This window comes from Kosakonia radicincitans DSM 16656 (genome assembly GCF_000280495.2).
Taxonomy (GTDB): Bacteria; Pseudomonadota; Gammaproteobacteria; order Enterobacterales; family Enterobacteriaceae; genus Kosakonia; species Kosakonia radicincitans.
The window spans coordinates 1,299,978-1,319,928 of sequence record NZ_CP018016.1 but is presented as its reverse complement, the minus strand read 5'-3'; the positions used below and the strand labels follow the sequence as shown (position 1 = coordinate 1,319,928).

The window sequence follows — 19,951 nt, the reverse complement described above, 5'->3', positions numbered from 1 at the left end:
TTACACATGTTTTTCCAGCGTAAAAATCACCACGCCGAACGGCGCAATCTCTGTCACGCCGCATTCGAAATCGACCGCATTATTCGTCAGACGTACTTTGCCGCCCGGCAGCCGCACCACATCAAACACATCCAGCGCATCGTCGATACTGATAAACCAGCGCCCGTTACCAATTTTCTGCGCCGAGGTATCCACCAGCCAGGCCGCATTCAGCCCCTCGATAAAATTCAGCCCTTCCGTCGATGACGGCGCAAGGCTGCGATCCAGCGCCCAGACGCCCACTTCTTTCAGCTCGCCGGATTCCAGACGGAATTTCGGAATGCTCAGCACAGCATCATTTGACGCCGCAGGAGCCGGAGCCGGGTACATTTCACCTTTCCCGGTCGCCAGCCAGTTCAGCGAGACGCCGGTATCCAGCGCGCAGGTCACCACCACATCGCCGGGAAAAAACTCACGCCGCACCCAGGTGCTGATAGTTCCGGAGGAGATATCAAGCAGGTCGCCGAGATCTTTTTGCATCTGGAAACCATACGCATCGAGGATGCGGCGCAGCACCGGCCGCCCGCCGGTCGATAAAATCTCATCGTACAGTGCCTTGCCTTTCGGCAGCGGCTTATCCGCTGATTTTGCATTTGCAAATTCACCGTTTACCAGCCAGTGCAAATCTGCGCCGGTATCCAGCGCGCATTTGACCACTGCCTTATAGGGCACGCTGTCGCGCTGGATCCAGCTACTGATATTGTTCGCCGGGACATCCAGTGCTTCGGCAAGCGCTTTCTGGCTGGAGACAGAATAGGACGCAGCAATACGCTCGATCACATCCTGAACACTCATTTTGTTATCACTCATGTTCACCAACATCAAAAAAGCGATTTACACAATCGCATTTGCGATTTATATTGCTGTGCATCGACCAAAATGCACAGCAGTGCAGTACATTTCAAACAACAGGAGATAATGCGATATGTCAGATGCAAAATCAACGCCGTCGCATCCGTTATCTGGCTCTCAAATGCAATCCAGGAATTTCACCCATGGGCAGATGGATGAGCTGGTCTCCGCCCTGCTCCCGACATTACAAACCCTGATCCGCTCGGCGATGTCCGATGCCATGACGGTGCGGGATTTCGCTGCCATGCGCGGTATTAGCGAGCGTCTGGTCTGGCAATGGCTCGACGAAGGCATTCTGCTGAAAGCACCAACCCGCGACTATTCGAGCGCGGAAAACGCCGGTAAACGCAGCCGCACGCTGATCAACGTGCAGGCCTGGCGCGACAAATTAACCCAGCAGGCGATCGACTGTCGTTATCTCGACCGTCGTTCCGGCACCTCGTTTAGCTGAATTTGCTTTTGCAAACTCAGAATCAAACAGGAGGCAATATGGCGATCACTTCACCCACCGCAACGCTTCCGCTCAACGCCGGAGAACGCCTGAGCGGGCTGAACCATATCGCGGAAATCCGCGGCCGCTTCTGGGGCGATAGCTGGCGCGAGGTGGCGCGCTTTATCGACGAGCTGTGTGACAAGCGGGATGAACACTTTGAAGAGAACAGCCGGGCGCTGGCGGCGATCTTCTTTCTCGCCAGAGTACCCACGGCGCGTCAGGCGCTTCATCCGGATGCGCTGACGCTTGAGGAGAAGCGGGCGCTGATTGCCGCGATGAACCATTTCCGCGTGGTAGTAAGCCTGTTTCCGAAACGGCTCACCATGCCGCTGTAACCCCTTTTTCATACCTATGACGTCAACCCGTCGGGCCTCCCTTTGCCCGAATTTCAGGAGAAATACCATGCGTAAAAATGTTACCCCCCATCCAGTACGCAGCCATGAAGAGATCGCGCTGCTGCTGGCAGAAGCCCGCAACAACGAACGCCTGCGCTGTGCCGGCATTATTTCCGGGCGGCTGGAGGCGCTGGCCGCGTTTATCGCCACCCGGCGTCTTGAGTGGTGCGACGTCGCCGAACTGCTGCGCCAGGAAGCCAGCCATATCGATACCCAGGCACAGGAGCTGCACTGATGGCCGATGAAATGGATCTCGTTCAGCAGCGTGAGCTGGACGATCGCGAGCGCTATATCCGCCAGGCGCGTAACCGCCTGCTGTTGCCCTCACGCCTTACCTGCGAATGCTGCGATGCGCCGATTCCCCAGGCCCGGCGGATGGCGTTGCCCGGCGTGACCTGCTGTGTCAGTTGCCAGCAGCTCGCCGAACTGAAAGATAAACATTACCGGAGGCGCTAATTGGCGGTCTCGTGGGCTTATCCGTGGAACGCGCCGCGTTCAGCGATCGCCAGCCCGTATCTCACCCACGCGGAACTGCACCGTCGCAACCAGCATTTTGCGGCGGTGCAGCAGGCGCGCCACGCGCTGGCGCTGCAACCGGAGTGCATCCGCTTTCCGATCACCCGCCGTATCGATGTGCTGGAACAGGCGCACGGTACGGCGCGGGCCAACGCCTTTCTCTGCCACTTTTTTCACCGCGCTATCCCACGGCTAAACGCGGTGACGCAGCGCTACCAACACAAACCGCTTAGCCCGCGCCTCTCCAGAGCCGTGTTCAATGGCCATTTTGATACCACCATCCAGCAGGATCTGGCGAGCCGTCTGGTGGCGCTGCTGGCCCGCTATAACCAACTACCGGATCTGGCGAAAAGCGCGATTGACCGGCTGGCGACCGACATCGCGCATTTTATTCGCGGCGAACTGGCAAACATCGACAGCGCGGAAGCGGCAGAGCTGAAAACCCTGCACCGCTGGTATCTGCACGCCGGAATGATTGCGCTGCAATTTAACGTCACGCCGCCGCACTGGCAGCGTGTCACCCGTAAAGTTGCCTGCGCTGATGAGATTGCCCCGGCGGTGATCCGCCTGTTCAGTGAGGTCTGGTGGCGCGGCCATCTGCGTCGCATCGCCGCCCAGTGGCGCGAACATTTGCAAATTGCACTCGGTAACGTCAGCAAGAAAAAACGGCCCTATGCCAGCGACGATTGCGTCAGCGCCTGGCGCGAGCAGAAACGCCGTAACCGCGAGTTTCTCAACAGCATGGAGCTGGAAGATGAGGAAGGAAACCGTATCAGCCTGATTGATAAGCATGACGGCTCGGTCGCCAACCCGGCGATTCGCCGCTGCGAGCTGATGACGCGCATTCGCGGCTTTGAAACGATTTGTCAGTCGCTGGGTTATGTCGGCGAGTTTTATACCCTGACCGCGCCTTCAGCCTGGCACGCCACCACCCGCGCCGGTTATCGAAATCATAAGTGGAACGGTGCCAGCCCGGCGCAAACGCAGGGCTATTTCACCCGGCTGTGGGCAAGGATCCGCGCCAGGCTGCATCGTAACGGGCTGCGTATTTTCGGCATTCGCGTGGCTGAGCCGCATCACGATGGCACGCCGCACTGGCATCTGCTGCTGTTTATGCAGCCGCAGGATGTCAGCCGCGTGCGCGAAATTCTCGGCGACTATGCCCGCGAAGAAGATCACCACGAGCTGCGCAGCGATAAGGCGAAACGCGCCCGCTTTCACGCCGAGGCGATCGATGCACAAAAAGGCAGCGCCACCGGTTATGTGGCGAAGTATATCGCCAAGAATATTGACGGGTATGCGCTGGAAGGCGAGCGCGATAATGAGAGCGGCGCACCGTTGCAGGAGACGGCCTGTGCCGTTTCCGCCTGGGCAGCACGCTGGCGGATACGCCAGTTTCAGTTTGTTGGCGGCGCGCCGGTGACGGTGTATCGCGAGCTGAGAAAAATGGCCGATGGCAAAACAGCTCGCGGCTTAAGCGTGGAATTCGCACTGGTTCACGATGCCGCCGATGCCGGGGACTGGGCAGGCTACGTCAATGCTCAGGGCGGGCCGTTTGTTCGTCGCGATGATTTGCAGGTGCGCACGCTGTATGCGCCGGATGACGAATTTAACCAGTACGGCGAAACCACGGTACGTATTCGCGGAGTGTATGACACCCAGGTCGGTGCCGGTTCGCCGGTGCTGACGCGGCTGAAAAAATGGAAAATTGTGCCGAAGCGAACGGGGGTTGACCTTCAGGGCGCGCCTGCGCCCTCTTGGAGTTCTGTCAATAACTGTACGCGCTGGCCCACCAGCCGCTGTAGTGATCCACCGCCCGATAACCCGGAATTGACGAGACAAACCGCACCAAAAGCGTGGGCGAAGCAGAATAATGGTTTTCTCTTTCAGCAACATAGTGATGCAGTGAAATAATTTTCGCTTCCCATCAATAAACGGCCTATGATACTGTACAAATATACAGTAAAGAACTCATGAGGGGATTCATGGTGTCTGAACGGAATGAACGCGCCCAGCGGAAATGGGCGTGCGTAAGGTTTATTGCCGAGTTGTCTCTGCTCCACCATTGCAAAAAGGAAGAGCTGGAAATGGCACTGTGGCTGATTGCCGATATGGCGGAAAGCGAAAGCGCGACTGCGCAGGAAAGAGACATCTTTTACCAGGCAGAATAGCCGCCGGAAACCCGCCGGTTACGGCGGCCTGCGCGCCAGATCATACCTGCACTGTTTCAGGCCGCCCCTCCCCACTTCACATTGCTTTCGCCCTGTTGTGTCAGCGTACAGCCAGCGGCGACAGATAGCGTCCGCCTGCTCCGGTCTGGAGACTTAACGGTGGGAAAAATCCTTCCCGACGGTAAGAGACGCGAAACGATGAATGTAATCACACAACAGGGCGATACGCTCGATCTCCTTTGCCTGCGCTATTACGGCTACACCCAGGGTGTGGTTGAAACGGTGCTGGCAGCCAATCCTGGCCTTGCCGATCTGGGCGTGATTCTGCCTTACGGCACTCCGGTAAACCTGCCGGAAGCGCAGGCGCCGACGCAGACAGAAACGGTGAATCTATGGGCCTGACTATCGAAAAAGTCACTTCGTCGCTGGCCTACTGGATAAGCGTCGCGCTGACCTTTTTCGGCGCGATGACGCCACAGGATTTCGCAGCCTGGTTCGGCGCGCTGGGCGTTGCCATCACCGTCGCCGTGAACTGGTATTACCGCCGCAAAAGCTATCTGTTCCTGAAATCCTGCGCCACGAGCCAGGAGGTGATGAATGGGCTTACCCGTTAAACGTTGCAGCGCTGCGGCGGTGCTGGCACTGGCGGTGCTGGTACCGGATTTCCATTTACTGCACACCTCGCAGCCGGGGCTGGCGCTGATTGCCGATCTGGAAGGCTGTCGTCTGCGTCCATACCAGTGCAGCGCTGGCGTCTGGACATCCGGCATTGGCCACACCGCTGGCGTCGCGCCAACGCGGGATATCAGCGAAAAAGAGGCGGCGGTGAATCTGGTCGCCGATGTACTGCACGTTGAGCGACGTCTGGCAGCCTGCGCGCCGGTTGCTATGCCATCACAGGTTTATGACGCGGTGGTTAGTTTTGCCTTTAACGTCGGCACCGCTGCCGCCTGCCGTTCGACGCTGGTGTGGTTTATCAACCACAAACAGTGGCAACAGGCCTGCAATCAGCTGCCGCGCTGGGTGTTTATCAACGGCGATCGCAATCGCGGGCTGGAAAACCGCCGCGAACGCGAACGCGCCTGGTGCCTGAAGGGGGTGAAATGACCGCCCGACTGATTGCCCTGCTGCTCGCAGCGCTGGGCGTAATATGGCTGGTGCAGCAAAACCACGTGCTGCGCAGCGCGCTTTCGCAATCCACCCAGCTTACGCGCGAGCAGAACAACACCATCGCGCAACTGAAAGCACAGCGCGCCACCGCTGATGCGCTGGCGGCCAACAACGAGCAGGCGCAGGTGGCGCTGCGTCAGCAGCTCAATGCCGCCAGCGAACAGGCCGTGCGCCGCGAACAAACCATCACAAGGTTACTCCATGAAAATGACGCCTTCCGCCGCTGGTATAACACTCAGTTGCCTGATGCTGTGCGCCGGGTGCACCAGCGCCCCGCCTGCCCCTCTGCCGGTCACTGTTTACAACCGCTGCCCGCAGGTCAGCCTGTGTCCGATGCCGGGCAGCGATCCACAAACTAACGGCGATTTAAGCGCCGATATCCGTCAGCTTGAGCGCGCACTGGAAAGCTGCGCGCTACAAGTCGAAACCGTTAAACACTGCCAGGATGAGATAAATGCTAAAACCCGACACGCTGCGCAAAGCCCTGACTGATGCTGTCCCGGCGCTGCACGACAACCCCGATACGCTGCGGCTGTGGGTGGACAAAGGCAGCAATACCGCCACGTTTGCCCCTTCGCTGTCGTTTGAAAAACAGTTCAACCTCAACGTCGAAGTCAGCGCTTTTTCCGGCGATATCGATACGATTTTTGTGCCGATCATGGCCTGGCTGCGCGACAACCAGCCGGATATTCTCACCGTCGAAGCGGGTCAGCGCGGCTGCTTTAGCTGGTCGCTGACGACCAACAGCGATGGCACCCAGGATCTGCTGATTATCCTGCAACTGACCGAGCGCACCAAAGTGACGGAAGTGGATGGCGCGCTGCACGCCGAGACGTTGCCGGAGCCGCTGCCGCCAGCGCTGGTTACCCGCCCGGTTGAGCTCTATATCAACGGCGAACTGGTGAGCCGCTGGGCTTCATAACGCCCGCAAATGCGCCCCGCGTTGTGCCAAAAGCCGGACAGCCTTGTCCGTTTTTCAAAGCCGGGGCCGCATAGCATCATTTCCGCTATGAACACACAACTCTCGCTCCAGGAAATGGCCCGCGCGCTGCGCAATATGATCCGTACCGGGATTATCGTCGACATCGACCTGACTTCCGGGCGTTGTCGAGTGCAGACAGGCGGCATCGTCACTCAGTGGTTGCAGTGGTTAACCCACCGCGCCGGACATTCACGTACGTGGTGGGCGCCCTCGGTCGGCGAGCAGGTTTTACTGCTGGCGGTCGGCGGCGAGCTCGACACCGCCTTTGTGCTACCGGGCATTTTTTCTGACGACAACCCGGCGCCTTCCGTTTCGGCGGACGCCTGGCATGTCGCCTTCCCCGATGGGGCGGTGTTCGAATACGAACCACAAAACAGCGCGTTGAAAGTCAGCGGCATTAAAACCGCCGATATCACCGCCTCCCAATCCGTAACCGTCAGTGTGCCGGAAGTGAAGGTTGTCGCCTCCACCCGCATCACGCTTGATACCCCGGAAGTAGTCTGTACCAACAAGCTCATTACCAGCACGCTGGAGGTGCAAAAAGGCGGCACGATGAGCGGCAATATCTCGCACAGCGGCGGTTCGTTGTCCTCTAACGGCAAAGTACTGCATACCCATCAACACCCCGGCGACAGCGGCGGTACAACAGGAGCGCCTCTATGACAGTGCAATACAGCGGTTTTGACCGCACCACCGGCCAGCGCCTGACCGACACCGAACATATCCGCCAGAGCATCAGCGATATTCTGCGCACGCCTGTTGGTTCACGGGTCATGCGCCGTGATTACGGCTCACTGCTGTTTGAGATGATCGACCAGCCACAAACCCCGGCGCTGGCGCTGCAGATTCAGGCCGCCTGCTATATGGCGCTGCTGAAATGGGAACCGCGCATCACGCTGAGCGCAGTGACAACCGAACGTCAGTTCGACGGCACGATGATTGTCAATCTGACCGGCCAGCTCGCCAGTACCGGCGAATCCCTTTCGTTAACCCTTCCAGTGAGTTAAAACCATGCCGATTATCGATCTGAGCCAGTTGCCCGCGCCCAATGTGGTTGAGGAACTTGATTACGAGGGTCTTCTTGCCGAACGCAAGGCGACACTCATTTCCCTGTTTCCTGCCGACGAGCAGGAGGCCATCGCCCGTACGCTGGCGCTGGAGTCCGAGCCGCTGACCAAGTTTCTTGAAGAGAACGCTTATCGCGAAGTGCTGTGGCGCCAGCGCGTCAATGAAGCCGCCCGCGCGGTGATGCTGGCGTACGCCGCCGGTAACGATCTTGATGTGATTGCCGCTAACAGCAATACCGCGCGACTGGTGATCACCCCTGCCGATGACAGCACCATCCCGCCGACTGCCGCAGTGATGGAATCAGATAAAGACCTGCGACTGCGTGCGCAGCAGGCCTTTGAAGGCTTAAGTGTGGCCGGGCCGGAAGGCGCTTATGAATATCACGGCCGCAGCGCCGATGGTCGCGTTGCCGATATCTCCGTGATCAGCCCGAACCCGGCGTATATCACCATCTCAGTGCTCTCACGCGAAGGCGACGGCAGTGCCAGCGACGAACTGATCGCCATCGTTGAAAAGGCGCTGAACGCAGAAGATGTCCGCCCGGTTGGCGACCGCGTAACGGTACAAAGCGCGGAAATTGTGCCCTACCAGATTGACGCCACGCTCTATTTTTACCCGGGGCCGGAATCGGAACCGATTCGTCAGGCCGCCGAACAGCAACTCAAGACCTATATCTCCGCACAGCGCCGACTGGGCCGCGATATCCGCCAGTCGGCCATTTACGCTGCGCTGCACGTTGAAGGTGTACAACGCGTGGAGCTGAGCTCGCCGCAAAGCGATCTGGTGCTGGAGAAAAACCAGGCTTCGTACTGCACAGCCTGGAGCATTAATACAGGAGGCACCGATGAGTGATGACCGCCTGTTGCCCGTTGGCTCCTCAGTTCTGGAGGTGGCAACGGCAGAGGCAGCGGCACAAATCGAACGCGTACCGGTGCCGCTGCGCACATTATGGGATCCGCTGACCTGCCCGGCAGAGCTGCTGCCTTACCTGGCGTGGGCGCTCTCCGTCGATCGCTGGGATTACAGCTGGCCCGAGGCCACCAAACGTAAAATTATCGCCTCTGCTTTTTTTGTTCATCAACACAAGGGAACCATTAGCTCATTACGACGCGTTGTTGAACCACTCGGCTACCTGATTGAGCTACGCGAATGGTGGCAGGAGAATGCCGAACCCGGCACGTTCCGGCTGGTGATTGGCGTGCAGGAGAATGGCATTACCGAGCAGATGTACCAGGAGCTGGAGCGGCTTATCAATGATGCCAAACCGGCGAGCCGCCATCTGTCGGAACTGAACATTAGCCTGAGCACCAGCGGCGAGTTTTATGTTGGCGCCAGTTGTTACCTCGGTGAAGAGCTAACGGTTTATCCTTACATGCCGGAAGAGATTGTGGTCGGCGGCGAGTATTACCCCGCTTCTGCCATCCATCTTATCGATGATGTTTATATTTCATAACCCGCCACACTGCTGAAACGGGCTACGGCCCGTTTTGTTTTATCTCCCTCGTTGTATCAGCGGACCGACAACGCCGCTGATTAGCGTCTGCCTGTGGCTGAACGGAAAATAGCTCCGCCGTTCATTCACTATCCAACAACCAGAGAGCATATGCATGACTGCCAAATATTTTGCCATTCTGACCAATCAGGGCGCCGCAAGGCTGGCGAATGCCACCGCTATCGGCACCTCGCTCAATCTGACGCAAATCGCCATCGGCGACGGTAATGGCGTACTGCCGACGCCCGACGCAACGCAAACCCGGCTGGTGAATCAAAAGCGAATTGCGCCGCTGAATGCCCTGTCGATCGATCCCACCAACACCAGCCAGATTATCGCCGAACAGATAATCCCCGAAAACGAAGGGGGTTACTGGATCCGCGAACTCGGTCTCTACGACGATGAAGGCGTACTGATTGCTGTTGCCAACTGCCCGGAAACTTACAAGCCATTGATGCAGGAAGGGAGCGGCCGCACGCAGACGATTCGCATGGTGATCACTGTTTCATCAACCGCCGCGGTGACGCTAAAAATCGACCCGGCAGTGGTGCTGGCGACGCGTAAGTATGTTGACGATAAAGCGATTGAGGTGCGCACCTATGCAGACAACCTGATGAGCCAACACGTCGCAGCGGGCAATCCGCATGCGCAATACCCTCTTATCGCTAATGCGCTGAAAGAGATGGCGAATGCCGGGCTTGTCAGCAGTGTGCAGAGCAATCTTGGCTTGAGTTCGCTTGTGCAGGCAGGAACCGCAAGTGGCCTGCTGGCCACCGCCGGTTATTTTCAGATCCCGGGTATCTTGAATGGCGGTAAACAGGCACTGATTATTCAATGGATGAAGGTAACGACCAGTGTGAACAACGGTGAGAACTCCGTCTTCACATGGCCAATAGCCTTTCCGAACGCCTGCCTGAATACGCAAGTCACCTATACCGAAGGATCATCACCCTTCACCGATATCACGGTGCCCATCTTTGTTGTAGCCCGATCCTTACAGAACATCACCATCCGTTCCTACAGCGGCGCGGGCAACGGCATCGACATTCTGGCGATCGGTTTTTAACCGCTTCGTTAGCTTGCCACGGGCTGCGGCCCGTTTTTTTCATCACGCTCGTTGTGTCAGCAGGCAACCAACGCCGATCAATGGTGTTCGCCTGTGGCTGAACGGAAAATAGCGTCACCGTTCATTCTTCACCAAACAACCTGAGAGTTAACGCATGACTGCCAAATATTTTGCCATTCTGACAAATCAGGGCGCTGCGAGGCTGGCAAACGCCGCATCGCTCGGCACAAAACTTAATCTCACGCAGATGGCGGTTGGCGATGCCAACGGCGTACTACCGATGCCAGACCCAACGCAGACAAAACTGATTAACCAGCAGCGTATTGCGCCGCTGAACCGGCTGTCGGTCGATCCTAATAACAGCAGCCAGATTATTGCCGAGCAGGTTATTCCGGAAACGGAAGGCGGTTTCTGGATCCGCGAAATTGGCCTCTATGATGACGAAGGCGTATTGATTGCGGTCGCCAACTGCCCGGAAACGTATAAACCGCAAATGCAGGAAGGGAGCGGACGCACGCAGACCATCCGCATGGTGCTTACCGTCTCATCAACGGCTGCCGTCACGTTGAAAATCGACCCGTCGGTGGTACTGGCGACGCGGCAGTATGCCGACGACCTGATGAACAACCATGTTAAAGCCGCTAACCCGCATGCGCAGTACGCACCGCTGGCCAGCCCGGTGTTTATCGGCACGCCGACGGTGCCGGATACGCATATTGGCAACTACGGACAGCAGATCGCCAACACCAAATATGTGCGCGATGTTATTGCTGACTACGACGGCATTTTACCGGTGGGTTCGCCCGTCGCCTGGCCGCAAGCCACTCCGCCTGGTGGCTGGTTTAAATGCAACGGCGCGTCCTTTGATAAAACCCAGTTTCCACGGCTGGCAGCCGCCTACCCGGCCGGTGTTCTGCCGGATCTGCGCGGCGAGTTTATTCGCGGGCTGGATGATGGACGCGGGCTGGACGCCGGGCGAGCACTGCTTTCAGCGCAGGCTGATGAGTTGAGATCGCATAACCACCGATTTATTAATGAATACGGCACGCCCACCGGGAAAATTATCGCCTTTACCGATGAAAACAGTGAAAAAGTGGATATCACCGGGCAAACAGGTAACCGCTGCCATACCTATATCTACATGGAAAACACAGGTGGTGCGGAAACCCGTCCACATAACATTGCATTTAACTACATCGTGAGGGCTCAATAATGTTGACCGCAATTCTGGATGAAAACCGCTTAGCCACTCGTGCCGGGGAAGTGACCGTTTACAACTATGACGCGACCAGCCGCGAATACCTCTCTACATCCGTTGAATATCTCGCCGTGGGTGTCGGTATTCCGGCAAACGCAGCGCTTGATGCGCCTCTTTCGGCGAAAGCGGGATTTGCCATCTGCCGCAACGCTACCGGGCAGACCTGGGAATACATTCACGACTCACGTGGTGAAACGGTATATGACACCGCCAGCGGCGAACGGAAACAGATAACCGAACTGGGCGATTACCCGGCGAATGTCACCACGCTTGTTCCGGCTACGCCTTATGACGTCTGGAATGGCAGCGCATGGGTCACAGATGAAAGCGCGCAAAAAACCGCGCTGATAGCGGAAGCTGAACAGAGCAAAACGCAGCGGTTGAAAGAGGCGAAAGAGAGTATCAGCGTATGGCAGACCGAGCTGCAACTCGGCATTATTAGCGACGACGACAAAGCCAGCCTGGTGAAATGGCTGGAGTACATCAAGGGCGTGCAGGCTGTCGATACCACAAGCGCACCTGATATCCGCTGGCCTGAACAGCCACAATAAGAGCAACGGGCCGCGGCCCGTTTTTTGTCGGGTTGGCGCTGCGCTTACCCGACCTACTGTTCCCCCACAGGCCTGCCCGCCAGCAGGCCATTCTCCTCAGGGTTGTATCGCCCGACAACCAACCCTAACTGATAGGCCCCGGCCCACTGCGCCCCGGACAATACCGTTTACTCAATCGATAACCTGAGAGTGAACGCATGACTGTAAAATATTTTGCCATCCTGACCAATCAGGGCGCGGCGAAGCTGGCGAACGCCACCGCGCTGGGCACCCAAATCCATATTACGCAAATGGCCGTTGGCGATGGCAACGGCAGCCTGCCCACGCCAGACCCGGCACAAACCCAGTTGGTTAATCAGAAACGCATCGGCGCAGTAAACACACTGACTGTCGATGCCGAGGATGCCAATCAAATTATTGCCGAGCAGGTAATCCCGGAAAACGAAGGGGGATACTGGATCCGCGAGCTGGGTCTTTTTGACGACGATGGCATACTGATTGCCGTCGCCAACTGCCCGGAAACCTACAAACCGCTGTTAGGTGAAGGTAGCGGACGCACGCAGACGATTCGTATGGCGCTGATTGTTTCTTCTACCTCAGCCATCACACTAAAAATTGATCCGTCAGTAGTGCTGGCGACACGCAAGTATGTCGATGACAAGGTTATCGAGGTAAAAGCATATTCTGATGCTCTGCTGAGCCAGCATATTGCAGCCAGCAACCCGCACACGCAGTATGCGCCGATTGCCAGCCCCACACTGACCGGAACACCCAAAGCCCCCACTGCAGCGCAAACGGCAAACGATACGCAACTGGCCACCACCGCTTTTGTTAAAGCAGCAATATCAACGCTGAACCTGGGTGACGGTTCAGCGCTGCCGATTGGTGTGCCCATTCCCTGGTCATCGGCGACACCACCGGCAGGCTGGCTGAAATGTAACGGCGCGGCATTCGCCGCAGCGCAATACCCGAAGCTGGCTGTGGCTTATCCAAACCTTGTATTACCTGATTTACGAGGGGAATTTATTCGTGGCTGGGATGATGGGAGAGGCATTGACCCAGGACGCAGTATGATGAGTTCTCAAGATTTTTTAGTTGAATCCCACACGCACTCTCTAACCTATCGTGCGTTATTTCCTGAAACCCCAGGGTCTACTCACTTCGGCGGAGTAACTTCAGCAGTAATGGTTGGGCTTGGAAGTATCATGTCCTCTTATGGTGGTTCTGAAACTCGTCCGCGCAACATCGCCTTTAACTACATTGTGAGGGCTGCATAATGACATCAGCAGTATTGGATAAAGCAAAAATCGCCACCACAGCAGGAAACATCACGGCTTACAGCTTTTCTGCGCAAACCGGCGAATTTACGGGTTCCAGCGAAGAGTTTTTAGCGATCGGCGTTGGTCTTCCCGCCGGTTCAACAGACATTACTCCCGGTGCCGTTGCTGAGGGATGTGTGGCTGTCTTTACGGGGAGTGAGTGGGAGCAGAAAGAAGATCATCGGGGAAAAACCGTCTATTCCACGGCCGATCTTAGCGCCTCAACAGTGGATTATATCGGCCCGCTTAAAGACGGATTTGTTGCCATTGAGCCCGCAACGCCCTATGACAAGTGGAACGGAAGTGCATGGATTACGGACGCCGAAGCGCAACACGTAGCCGCGGTTCAGGATGCGCAGGCACTTCGTCAACAACATATCGATACGGCGATGTCATCAATCAGCATTATCCAGCTTAAGTTGCAGGCGGGCAGGACGTTGAATGACGAAGAAAAAAACCGGCTCGACCAGGTTCTGGATTATATCGATGCCATAAACGCCATTGATCTCTCCAGTGCGCCCAATATCACCTGGCCCACTCAACCAGCATAATTCAACGGGCTACGGCCCGTTTTTTTGCCGCCCGCTGTTGTTTCATCCTCGCCCCAACCCCGATAAATAGCGCTGCGCCGCTGTGGCCTGGAGAATAGCACTCACCCCAACACCACGGAGTTAAACGGATGAGTGACTATCATCATGGCGTTCAGGTCGTCGAAATCAACGACGGCACGCGCGTCATTTCCACTGTCTCAACCGCCATTGTCGGCATGGTATGTACTGCCAGCGATGCCGATGCGGCAACCTTTCCACTGAATGAACCGGTGCTTGTCACCAGCGTGCAAAGCGCCATCGCCAAAGCGGGTACCAAAGGTACGCTGGCCTCTTCGCTGCAAGCCATTGCCGACCAGGCGAAACCGGTTATCGTCGTTGTGCGCGTCGCTGAAGGCAGCGGCGATGATGCGCAGGCGCAGACGATTTCCAACATCATCGGCACCACCGATGAAAACGGCAAATACACCGGCCTGAAAGCGCTGCTGACCGCCGAAGCCGTCACCGGCGTGAAACCGCGTATTCTGGGCGTGCCGGGTTATGACACGCAGGAAGTCGCCACCGCACTGGCGCCAGTCTGCCAGAAGCTGCGCGCCTTCGGTTATGTCAGCGCCTGGGGCTGCAAAACCATTTCCGATGCGATTAAGTATCGCGAGAACTTCAGCCAGCGCGAGCTGATGGTGATTTGGCCGGATTTCCTCGCCTGGGATACGGTGGCGAACGCGACGGCAACCGCCTACGCTACCGCCCGCGCACTTGGCCTGCGTGCGTATATCGACCAGTCTGTCGGCTGGCACAAAACGCTGTCCAACGTTGGCGTGAATGGCGTCACCGGCATCAGCACCCCGGTCTTCTGGGATTTGCAGGAATCCGGTACCGATGCCGACCTGCTGAACGAAGCGGGTGTGACGACGCTGATTCGCAAAGATGGCTTCCGCTTCTGGGGCAACCGTACCTGCTCCGACGATCCGCTGTTCCTGTTTGAAAACTATACCCGCACCGCGCAGGTTATCGCCGACACCATGGCAGACGCGCATATGTGGGCGGTCGACAAACCGATCACCGCGACGCTTATCCGCGACATCATCGACGGTATCAACGCCAAGTTCCGCGAACTGAAAAGCAACGGTTACATCGTTGACGCCACCTGCTGGTTCGACGAGAGCGCTAATGACGCCGAGACCCTGAAAGCCGGGAAACTGTATATCGATTACGACTATACGCCGGTGCCGCCACTGGAAAACCTGACCTTACGCCAGCGCATCACCGATAAATATCTGGCGAATCTGGTCTCCTCGGTCAACAGCAATTAAGGAGCCTGATAAATGGCAATGCCGCGAAAACTGAAATATATGAACGTGTTCCTCAATGGCTACAGCTATCAGGGGATCGCAAAATCCATCACGCTGCCGAAACTGACCCGCAAGCTGGAGAACTACCGTGGCGCAGGCATGAACGGTATCGCGCCGATTGATATGGGTCTTGATGACGACGCCATGGCAATGGAGTGGTCGCTGGGCGGCTTCCCGGATGAGGCTATCTGGGAACTGTATGGCGCAACCAGCGCCGATGCGGTGCCGATCCGCTTTGCTGGTTCCTACCAGCGCGATGACACCGGTGAAACGGTCGCCGTTGAAGTGGTGATGCGCGGTCGTCAGAAAGAGATCGACACCGGCGAGAACAAGCCGGGCGAAGACACCGAGTCCAAAATCTCTGTCGTCTGTACTTATTTCAAACTGACGATGGATGGCAAGGAACTGGTGGAAATCGACACCATCAACATGATCGAAAAAGTGAACGGCGTCGATCGTCTCGAACAGCACCGCCGCAATATCGGCCTGTAACCCCTGCCCGGTCAGCCAGTCTGGCCGGGACTTCCCTTCGCTAACGCAATCACGAGGATTTTATGAGCAACGAAACTGATAACGTCGTTACCCTGGAAACGCCGATCAAACGCGGCGAACAGCTTATCAACGCCGTTACCCTGATGAAACCGAATGCCGGCACCCTGCGCGGTTTGAGCCTGGCGGCAGTGGCGAATGCTGAAGTGGATGCGCTGATTAAAGTGCTGCCGCGTATCACCTCGCCTTCCCTGACCGAACAGGAAGTGGCGGCGCTGGATCTGGCGGATATGGTCGCGCTGGCAGGCAAGGTGGTCGGTTTTTTGTCGCCGGTTTCGGCACAGTAAGTTTTCCGGCCAACCTGTCGGTTGACGATTTGATGGCGGATATCGCGGTGATTTTTCACTGGCCGCCATCAGAACTCTACCCCCTGAGTCTGAGCGAACTCATCACATGGCGCGAAAAGGCGCTTCAGCGAAGCGGAAACACACATGAGTAACAGCACAAATATTGACGCACTGCTCACGGCTGTTGACCAGGCGACGCGCCCGTTTAAAAACCTGCAAACGGCGAATGTTTCGCTTGCTGCGGGTATCAAAGAGACGGAGAAAAATCTGCGCGGGTTGTACAGCCAGCTTGCCCAGGTTGAGGGTTTAACGCAGGCCGAAAAATCCCTTTCGGCACTCAGCCTGCGCCTGCAAACCGTGCAGTTGCGCGCGCAAAAGCTGACGGAGCAAGGCCCGCCGACGCGCAGCCACGCCAGCATTCTAAACTTCACGCAGGAGCGTGCAACCGCGCTTTCGCAACAGCACGAAACGGCACGCGGAGCGGTGATCGACCACCGGTTAACGCTGCTGCGCGCAGGCATTGAGCCGAATGCGCCGACGGCGGCGAAACTGCAACTGCAAAGCCAGATCAGCGATCATCGCGCGCAGCTTGTCACGCAGCAGCAGGCGCTGAAGCAGGAGACCCGGCAAAAACGCGCGGAAAAAATCCAGGCGGGCCAGCAAACGATTCAGGGCATCGCCGGGAAAGTCTCCGCGGTGGGCAAAACCGGAATGGCCGTCGCCACTTCTGGCTTCAACATCGGCAAAAAACTCCTGCAGCCGGGCTATGAGCAATCGCTGAAAAATAGCGCGCCGGCGCAGTCTGAAAGCGAAGTAAGTAACCCGGCAAGTGCGGTAAGCGCGCAGGCGGGCAATCTCGGTACCGATTTACAGGCACTGCAAAGTGCTTATCAGTCACTGAGCGTGGATATTTTCAGTACGCAAGAATCCTCCCTGCGCCAGCTGGTGCAAACGGCAACGGTTTATCTGGGGCAGCTGCAACAGTGGGTGCAGAACAACCAGGGGCTGGTGCAAACCTTCGGCATGATTGCCACTGTCGTGGTCGGCGTTGCCGGGGCGATTGGCACCGTCGCGGGCGTTATCGCGCCGGTCTTTACGGGTATCAGCACGCTGATCACCATTGCGACCACTTTTGGCAGCGTCTTTACTACCGTCTGCGGCGGGATTATGGCGGTGCTTGGTTCGCTCACGCTGCCGATTGTCGGCGTGATTGCCATTGTTGCCGCCGCCGCGCTGGCCATTTACACCTGGTGGCAGCCAATCAGCGCTTTCTTTAGCGGTGTAATGGCCGGGATTGGCGCCGCGTTCGCTCCGCTCGCCGGACTGTTTGCGCCGCTACAACCGCTGTTTGATCTCATCGGCAACGGCTTGCAGAACATCAAACAACTCTTCAGCGATCTGATTACGCCGGTGCAGGCCAGCCAGGAAACGCTGAACCAGTGCGCAAAAGCGGGTTTCTATTTCGGCCAGATGCTCTCTGGCTCCATCGCGCTGGTGATTGAGAGCGTAAAAATATTGGGCAGCGGCCTGAATTGGGTACTGGAAAAGCTCGGGATTATCGACAAAAAACCGGTGCTCGAGGTACCGAAACCGCCGACAGATGCCAGCGGCAGCCAGAGCTACATTCAGCCAACCAGCGCAATGCCTGGCTTTAACAATTATCAGGCAGCGAAACCGGCTGGCGGTGGTTCCTACGTTGACCAGAGCAGAACGGATATCAACGTGACGCTACAGGGCGATGTTTCACCGGGCAGCAATAACAGCCGCCACCTGATGGAGCTGCTCGAACAGTACGAAAACAATAAGCGCGACAATGCGCTCTCGCAATTCAACGCGTTAGGAGGTTATGCACCATGATGCTGGCGCTGGGACTTTTTGTATTTATGCGGCAGACACTGCCCTATACCACCATGAACCGCACGGCCGGATATAACTGGGCCTCCAATAGCCGCATCGGTAAACGCGCGGCATTTCAGTACCTTGGCCCGGGCGAAGAGACCATCGTTCTTGGCGGTGACCTCTATCCGGAGCTGACCGGCGGCCTGCAGTCGCTGGATGTCGTGCGCACAATGGCCGAACAGGGGAAAGCGTGGCCGCTGATTGACGGAACGGGAACTATTTACGGCATGTTTGCTATCGAAAGCCTGAAGGACAACGGTTCCGAGTACTACAGCGACGGTTCGCCCCGCAAAATTTCCTTCACACTGAGCTTAAAGCGGGTGGATGAGTCGCTGGCCGCCATGTTCGGCGATATTCGCCAGCAGGGCGAAGAGCTCTATTCCAGGGCAAGAAAAACGCTGGGGATCGACCTATGATCGATGCGCTGACCAATGGGCTGGCGCAGGTCAGCAGCCCTGCTTATTTACTGATGCTGGACGGTAAAGATATCACCGAAAATATTGCCCCCCGGCTTATCAGCCTGACTATCGAAGATAACCGTGGTTTCACCGCTGATACGCTGACACTGGTGCTGAGTGACGCCGATGGCGATATTCAGTTGCCGCAGCGCGACACGAAAATCCGCGTATTTATCGGCGAAAAGGGCTATGCGCTGGTCGGGCTGGGTGAGTTTGTTATCGATCAGGTTAAGCATGATGGTGCGCCGGATAAGGTGACGGTGATCGGACGCAGTGCGGATTTCAACGGCAAACTCAACAAAGAACATGAGCAGTCGTGGCATGACACCACGCTGGGCGCCATTGTTGAGGAGATTGCTAAACGCTGCGGGCTGGAAGCCAGCGTTGCCGAATCACTGAAGAGGATTAAGATTGCGCATATCGACCAGTCGATGGAATCGGACGCCAGTTTCCTGCACCGCCTGGCGGTGCTTAACGGTGCCGAACTGACGGTGAAATGGAACAAACTGATGCTGATTAAACCAGGACGGGGATTGAATGCAAAGGGCGAAGCGTTCCCGCAGGTTGTCATTCAGCGCAGCGACGGTGATAAACACAGTTTTAATATTGCCGACCGCTCAAGTTACACCGGCGTGACGGCGCGCTGGCTTGATACCAAAAAGCCAAAAAATCAGACGCAAAAAGTGCAGTTACAACGTAAAACCACTGCGCAACCCCCTGCCAGTACAGAGCATCCCCAGGCGGTGACACCTGCGGCAGAGCAAAGCGAAAAGCCGGTTTACGTTGCCGGGAGTGCCGATAACGTCTATGGCATGTCGACCGTCTATGCCAGCAAAGAAGAAGCGAAAAGGGCAGCTGATGGGCTGTGGCATTACATTCAACGTAATACGGCCACCTTTTCCCTCACGCTGGCGCGGGGACGTACCGACATCACCCCGGAAACGCCGGTGCGGGTCTCTGGCTTTAAGACGGTCATTGACGATACGGCATGGACGATTAAAAAAGTGACGCACAGCCTGGATAACAATGGGTTTGTCAGCAAGCTTGATTTGGAGGTCAAAATCGAGGAGGGACAATATGATGTGCAGAATAAATAGCAAATGCGATTTAAAGTTTGCATTTGCAAGCTATGAGTTTATTATTGCAGCATGTTAACGAGGGAGAACCCACCATGATGCATTGCCCGGTATGCCAGCAAGCGGCGCATGCGCGCTCAAGCCGCTACCTGAGTTCCGAAACCAAAGAGCGCTACCATCAGTGTCAGAACATCCAGTGTGGCTGCACATTTGTCACCCACGAGTCGCTGGCGCGCTACATTGTCCGACCGCCGGTGACAGAAGCCTCTCCCCATTCAACGCGATAATTGCTTTTCCTCAGCCTGCGCCAGCAGGCTTTTTTTTGCCTGTCGCCACGGCGATCCGCTGCCGCCATTCTGCCGCCATCGCCAATAAAAAAGGGGTTAGCATTACGCTAACCCCTTGTTCTA

30 protein-coding genes are annotated in these 19,951 nt (G+C 56.9%); 29 read left to right on the top strand and 1 reads right to left on the bottom strand.

Annotated elements, in window-relative coordinates; translation table 11 throughout:
• A complete protein-coding gene (locus Y71_RS06630; RefSeq protein ID WP_007370742.1) occupies nt 1-849 on the bottom strand; it encodes a phage repressor protein CI in 849 nt (282 codons plus the stop codon).
• Nucleotides 850-964: 115 nt separating this feature from the next.
• On the opposite strand from Y71_RS06630, the gene Y71_RS06625 reads away from it, so the two are divergent.
• The 29 genes from Y71_RS06625 to Y71_RS06490 all read left to right on the top strand — a co-directional run bounded on the left by Y71_RS06625 (nt 965) and on the right by Y71_RS06490 (nt 19,828).
• Nucleotides 965-1,342 (top strand): hypothetical protein, encoded by a 378-nt coding sequence (locus tag Y71_RS06625; protein ID WP_007370740.1) that lies wholly within the window; start codon nt 965-967, stop codon nt 1,340-1,342.
• 38 nt (nt 1,343-1,380) lie between these two features.
• A complete protein-coding gene (locus Y71_RS06620) occupies nt 1,381-1,719 on the top strand; it encodes a DUF5347 family protein (protein ID WP_007370739.1) in 339 nt (112 codons plus the stop codon).
• A gap of 67 nt (nt 1,720-1,786) precedes the next feature.
• Entirely contained in the window at nt 1,787-2,014 is a 228-nt protein-coding gene (locus tag Y71_RS06615) for a DUF2732 family protein (protein WP_007370738.1), read from the top strand.
• Nucleotides 2,014-2,235 carry a TraR/DksA family transcriptional regulator gene (locus Y71_RS06610; protein ID WP_007370737.1) on the top strand — a complete coding sequence of 74 codons (222 nt, stop codon included), beginning with the start codon at nt 2,014-2,016 and terminating at the stop codon, nt 2,233-2,235. The genes Y71_RS06615 and Y71_RS06610 overlap by 1 nt, the downstream gene beginning before the upstream one ends.
• Nucleotides 2,236-4,209 (top strand): replication endonuclease, encoded by a 1,974-nt coding sequence (locus Y71_RS06605; RefSeq protein WP_007370736.1) that lies wholly within the window; start codon nt 2,236-2,238, stop codon nt 4,207-4,209.
• 71 nt (nt 4,210-4,280) lie between these two features.
• The gene (locus Y71_RS06600) at nt 4,281-4,466 is read left to right on the top strand and encodes a hypothetical protein (RefSeq protein WP_035888419.1); all 186 of its coding nucleotides are present in this window, start codon (nt 4,281-4,283) and stop codon (nt 4,464-4,466) included.
• A gap of 198 nt (nt 4,467-4,664) precedes the next feature.
• The gene (locus tag Y71_RS06595) at nt 4,665-4,868 is read left to right on the top strand and encodes a tail protein X (protein WP_035888416.1); all 204 of its coding nucleotides are present in this window, start codon (nt 4,665-4,667) and stop codon (nt 4,866-4,868) included.
• Entirely contained in the window at nt 4,859-5,080 is a 222-nt protein-coding gene (locus Y71_RS06590; RefSeq protein ID WP_007370733.1) for an HP1 family phage holin, read from the top strand. Before Y71_RS06595 ends, Y71_RS06590 begins: the two co-directional genes overlap by 10 nt.
• Nucleotides 5,064-5,573 carry a lysozyme gene (locus Y71_RS06585; RefSeq protein ID WP_007370732.1) on the top strand — a complete coding sequence of 170 codons (510 nt, stop codon included), beginning with the start codon at nt 5,064-5,066 and terminating at the stop codon, nt 5,571-5,573. Before Y71_RS06590 ends, Y71_RS06585 begins: the two co-directional genes overlap by 17 nt.
• Nucleotides 5,570-5,995 carry an Rz-like lysis system protein LysB gene (lysB, locus tag Y71_RS06580; protein ID WP_007370731.1) on the top strand — a complete coding sequence of 142 codons (426 nt, stop codon included), beginning with the start codon at nt 5,570-5,572 and terminating at the stop codon, nt 5,993-5,995. Before Y71_RS06585 ends, lysB begins: the two co-directional genes overlap by 4 nt.
• Nucleotides 5,883-6,128, top strand: a complete 246-nt coding sequence (gene lysC / locus Y71_RS30645; protein ID WP_233218433.1) for an Rz1-like lysis system protein LysC — start codon at nt 5,883-5,885, stop codon at nt 6,126-6,128. Before lysB ends, lysC begins: the two co-directional genes overlap by 113 nt.
• Nucleotides 6,091-6,558, top strand: a complete 468-nt coding sequence (locus Y71_RS06575) for a phage tail protein (RefSeq protein ID WP_079517515.1) — start codon at nt 6,091-6,093, stop codon at nt 6,556-6,558. Before lysC ends, Y71_RS06575 begins: the two co-directional genes overlap by 38 nt.
• 87 nt (nt 6,559-6,645) lie before the next feature.
• A complete protein-coding gene (locus tag Y71_RS06570) occupies nt 6,646-7,281 on the top strand; it encodes a phage baseplate assembly protein V (RefSeq protein WP_035888404.1) in 636 nt (211 codons plus the stop codon).
• A complete protein-coding gene (locus Y71_RS06565) occupies nt 7,278-7,625 on the top strand; it encodes a GPW/gp25 family protein (protein WP_007370726.1) in 348 nt (115 codons plus the stop codon). The genes Y71_RS06570 and Y71_RS06565 overlap by 4 nt, the downstream gene beginning before the upstream one ends.
• Nucleotides 7,626-7,629: 4 nt before the next feature.
• Nucleotides 7,630-8,538 (top strand): baseplate assembly protein, encoded by a 909-nt coding sequence (locus Y71_RS06560; RefSeq protein WP_007370725.1) that lies wholly within the window; start codon nt 7,630-7,632, stop codon nt 8,536-8,538.
• A complete protein-coding gene (locus tag Y71_RS06555) occupies nt 8,531-9,139 on the top strand; it encodes a phage tail protein I (RefSeq protein WP_007370724.1) in 609 nt (202 codons plus the stop codon). Before Y71_RS06560 ends, Y71_RS06555 begins: the two co-directional genes overlap by 8 nt.
• A gap of 154 nt (nt 9,140-9,293) precedes the next feature.
• Nucleotides 9,294-10,244, top strand: a complete 951-nt coding sequence (locus Y71_RS06550; RefSeq protein ID WP_007370723.1) for a phage tail protein — start codon at nt 9,294-9,296, stop codon at nt 10,242-10,244.
• Nucleotides 10,245-10,398: 154 nt separating this feature from the next.
• Nucleotides 10,399-11,457 carry a phage tail protein gene (locus tag Y71_RS06545; protein WP_007370722.1) on the top strand — a complete coding sequence of 353 codons (1,059 nt, stop codon included), beginning with the start codon at nt 10,399-10,401 and terminating at the stop codon, nt 11,455-11,457.
• Complete coding sequence (locus tag Y71_RS06540; protein ID WP_007370721.1) at nt 11,457-12,053, top strand: tail fiber assembly protein; 597 nt, start codon at nt 11,457-11,459, stop codon at nt 12,051-12,053. The genes Y71_RS06545 and Y71_RS06540 overlap by 1 nt, the downstream gene beginning before the upstream one ends.
• A gap of 197 nt (nt 12,054-12,250) precedes the next feature.
• Entirely contained in the window at nt 12,251-13,330 is a 1,080-nt protein-coding gene (locus tag Y71_RS06535) for a phage tail protein (RefSeq protein ID WP_007370720.1), read from the top strand.
• Entirely contained in the window at nt 13,330-13,923 is a 594-nt protein-coding gene (locus Y71_RS06530) for a tail fiber assembly protein (RefSeq protein WP_007370719.1), read from the top strand. Before Y71_RS06535 ends, Y71_RS06530 begins: the two co-directional genes overlap by 1 nt.
• A 128-nt stretch (nt 13,924-14,051) precedes the next feature.
• Complete coding sequence (locus Y71_RS06525; protein WP_007370717.1) at nt 14,052-15,233, top strand: phage tail sheath protein; 1,182 nt, start codon at nt 14,052-14,054, stop codon at nt 15,231-15,233.
• 12 nt (nt 15,234-15,245) lie between these two features.
• On the top strand, nt 15,246-15,764 hold the full coding sequence (locus tag Y71_RS06520) for a phage major tail tube protein (protein WP_007370716.1): 519 nt from the start codon (nt 15,246-15,248) through the stop codon (nt 15,762-15,764).
• A gap of 62 nt (nt 15,765-15,826) precedes the next feature.
• Nucleotides 15,827-16,108 (top strand): phage tail assembly protein, encoded by a 282-nt coding sequence (locus Y71_RS06515; RefSeq protein ID WP_007370715.1) that lies wholly within the window; start codon nt 15,827-15,829, stop codon nt 16,106-16,108.
• Between the two features lie 32 nt (nt 16,109-16,140).
• Complete coding sequence (locus Y71_RS06510) at nt 16,141-16,260, top strand: GpE family phage tail protein (RefSeq protein ID WP_061493592.1); 120 nt, start codon at nt 16,141-16,143, stop codon at nt 16,258-16,260.
• A complete protein-coding gene (locus tag Y71_RS06505; RefSeq protein WP_007370714.1) occupies nt 16,253-17,965 on the top strand; it encodes a phage tail tape measure protein in 1,713 nt (570 codons plus the stop codon). The genes Y71_RS06510 and Y71_RS06505 overlap by 8 nt, the downstream gene beginning before the upstream one ends.
• Nucleotides 17,962-18,423, top strand: coding sequence for a phage tail protein (locus Y71_RS06500; protein WP_007370713.1), 462 nt, complete (start codon nt 17,962-17,964; stop codon nt 18,421-18,423). The genes Y71_RS06505 and Y71_RS06500 overlap by 4 nt, the downstream gene beginning before the upstream one ends.
• The gene (locus Y71_RS06495; RefSeq protein WP_007370712.1) at nt 18,420-19,562 is read left to right on the top strand and encodes a contractile injection system protein, VgrG/Pvc8 family; all 1,143 of its coding nucleotides are present in this window, start codon (nt 18,420-18,422) and stop codon (nt 19,560-19,562) included. The genes Y71_RS06500 and Y71_RS06495 overlap by 4 nt, the downstream gene beginning before the upstream one ends.
• Before the next feature lie 74 nt (nt 19,563-19,636).
• Nucleotides 19,637-19,828 carry an ogr/Delta-like zinc finger family protein gene (locus Y71_RS06490; protein ID WP_071531981.1) on the top strand — a complete coding sequence of 64 codons (192 nt, stop codon included), beginning with the start codon at nt 19,637-19,639 and terminating at the stop codon, nt 19,826-19,828.
• The last annotated feature ends 123 nt before the right edge of the window (nt 19,829-19,951 follow it).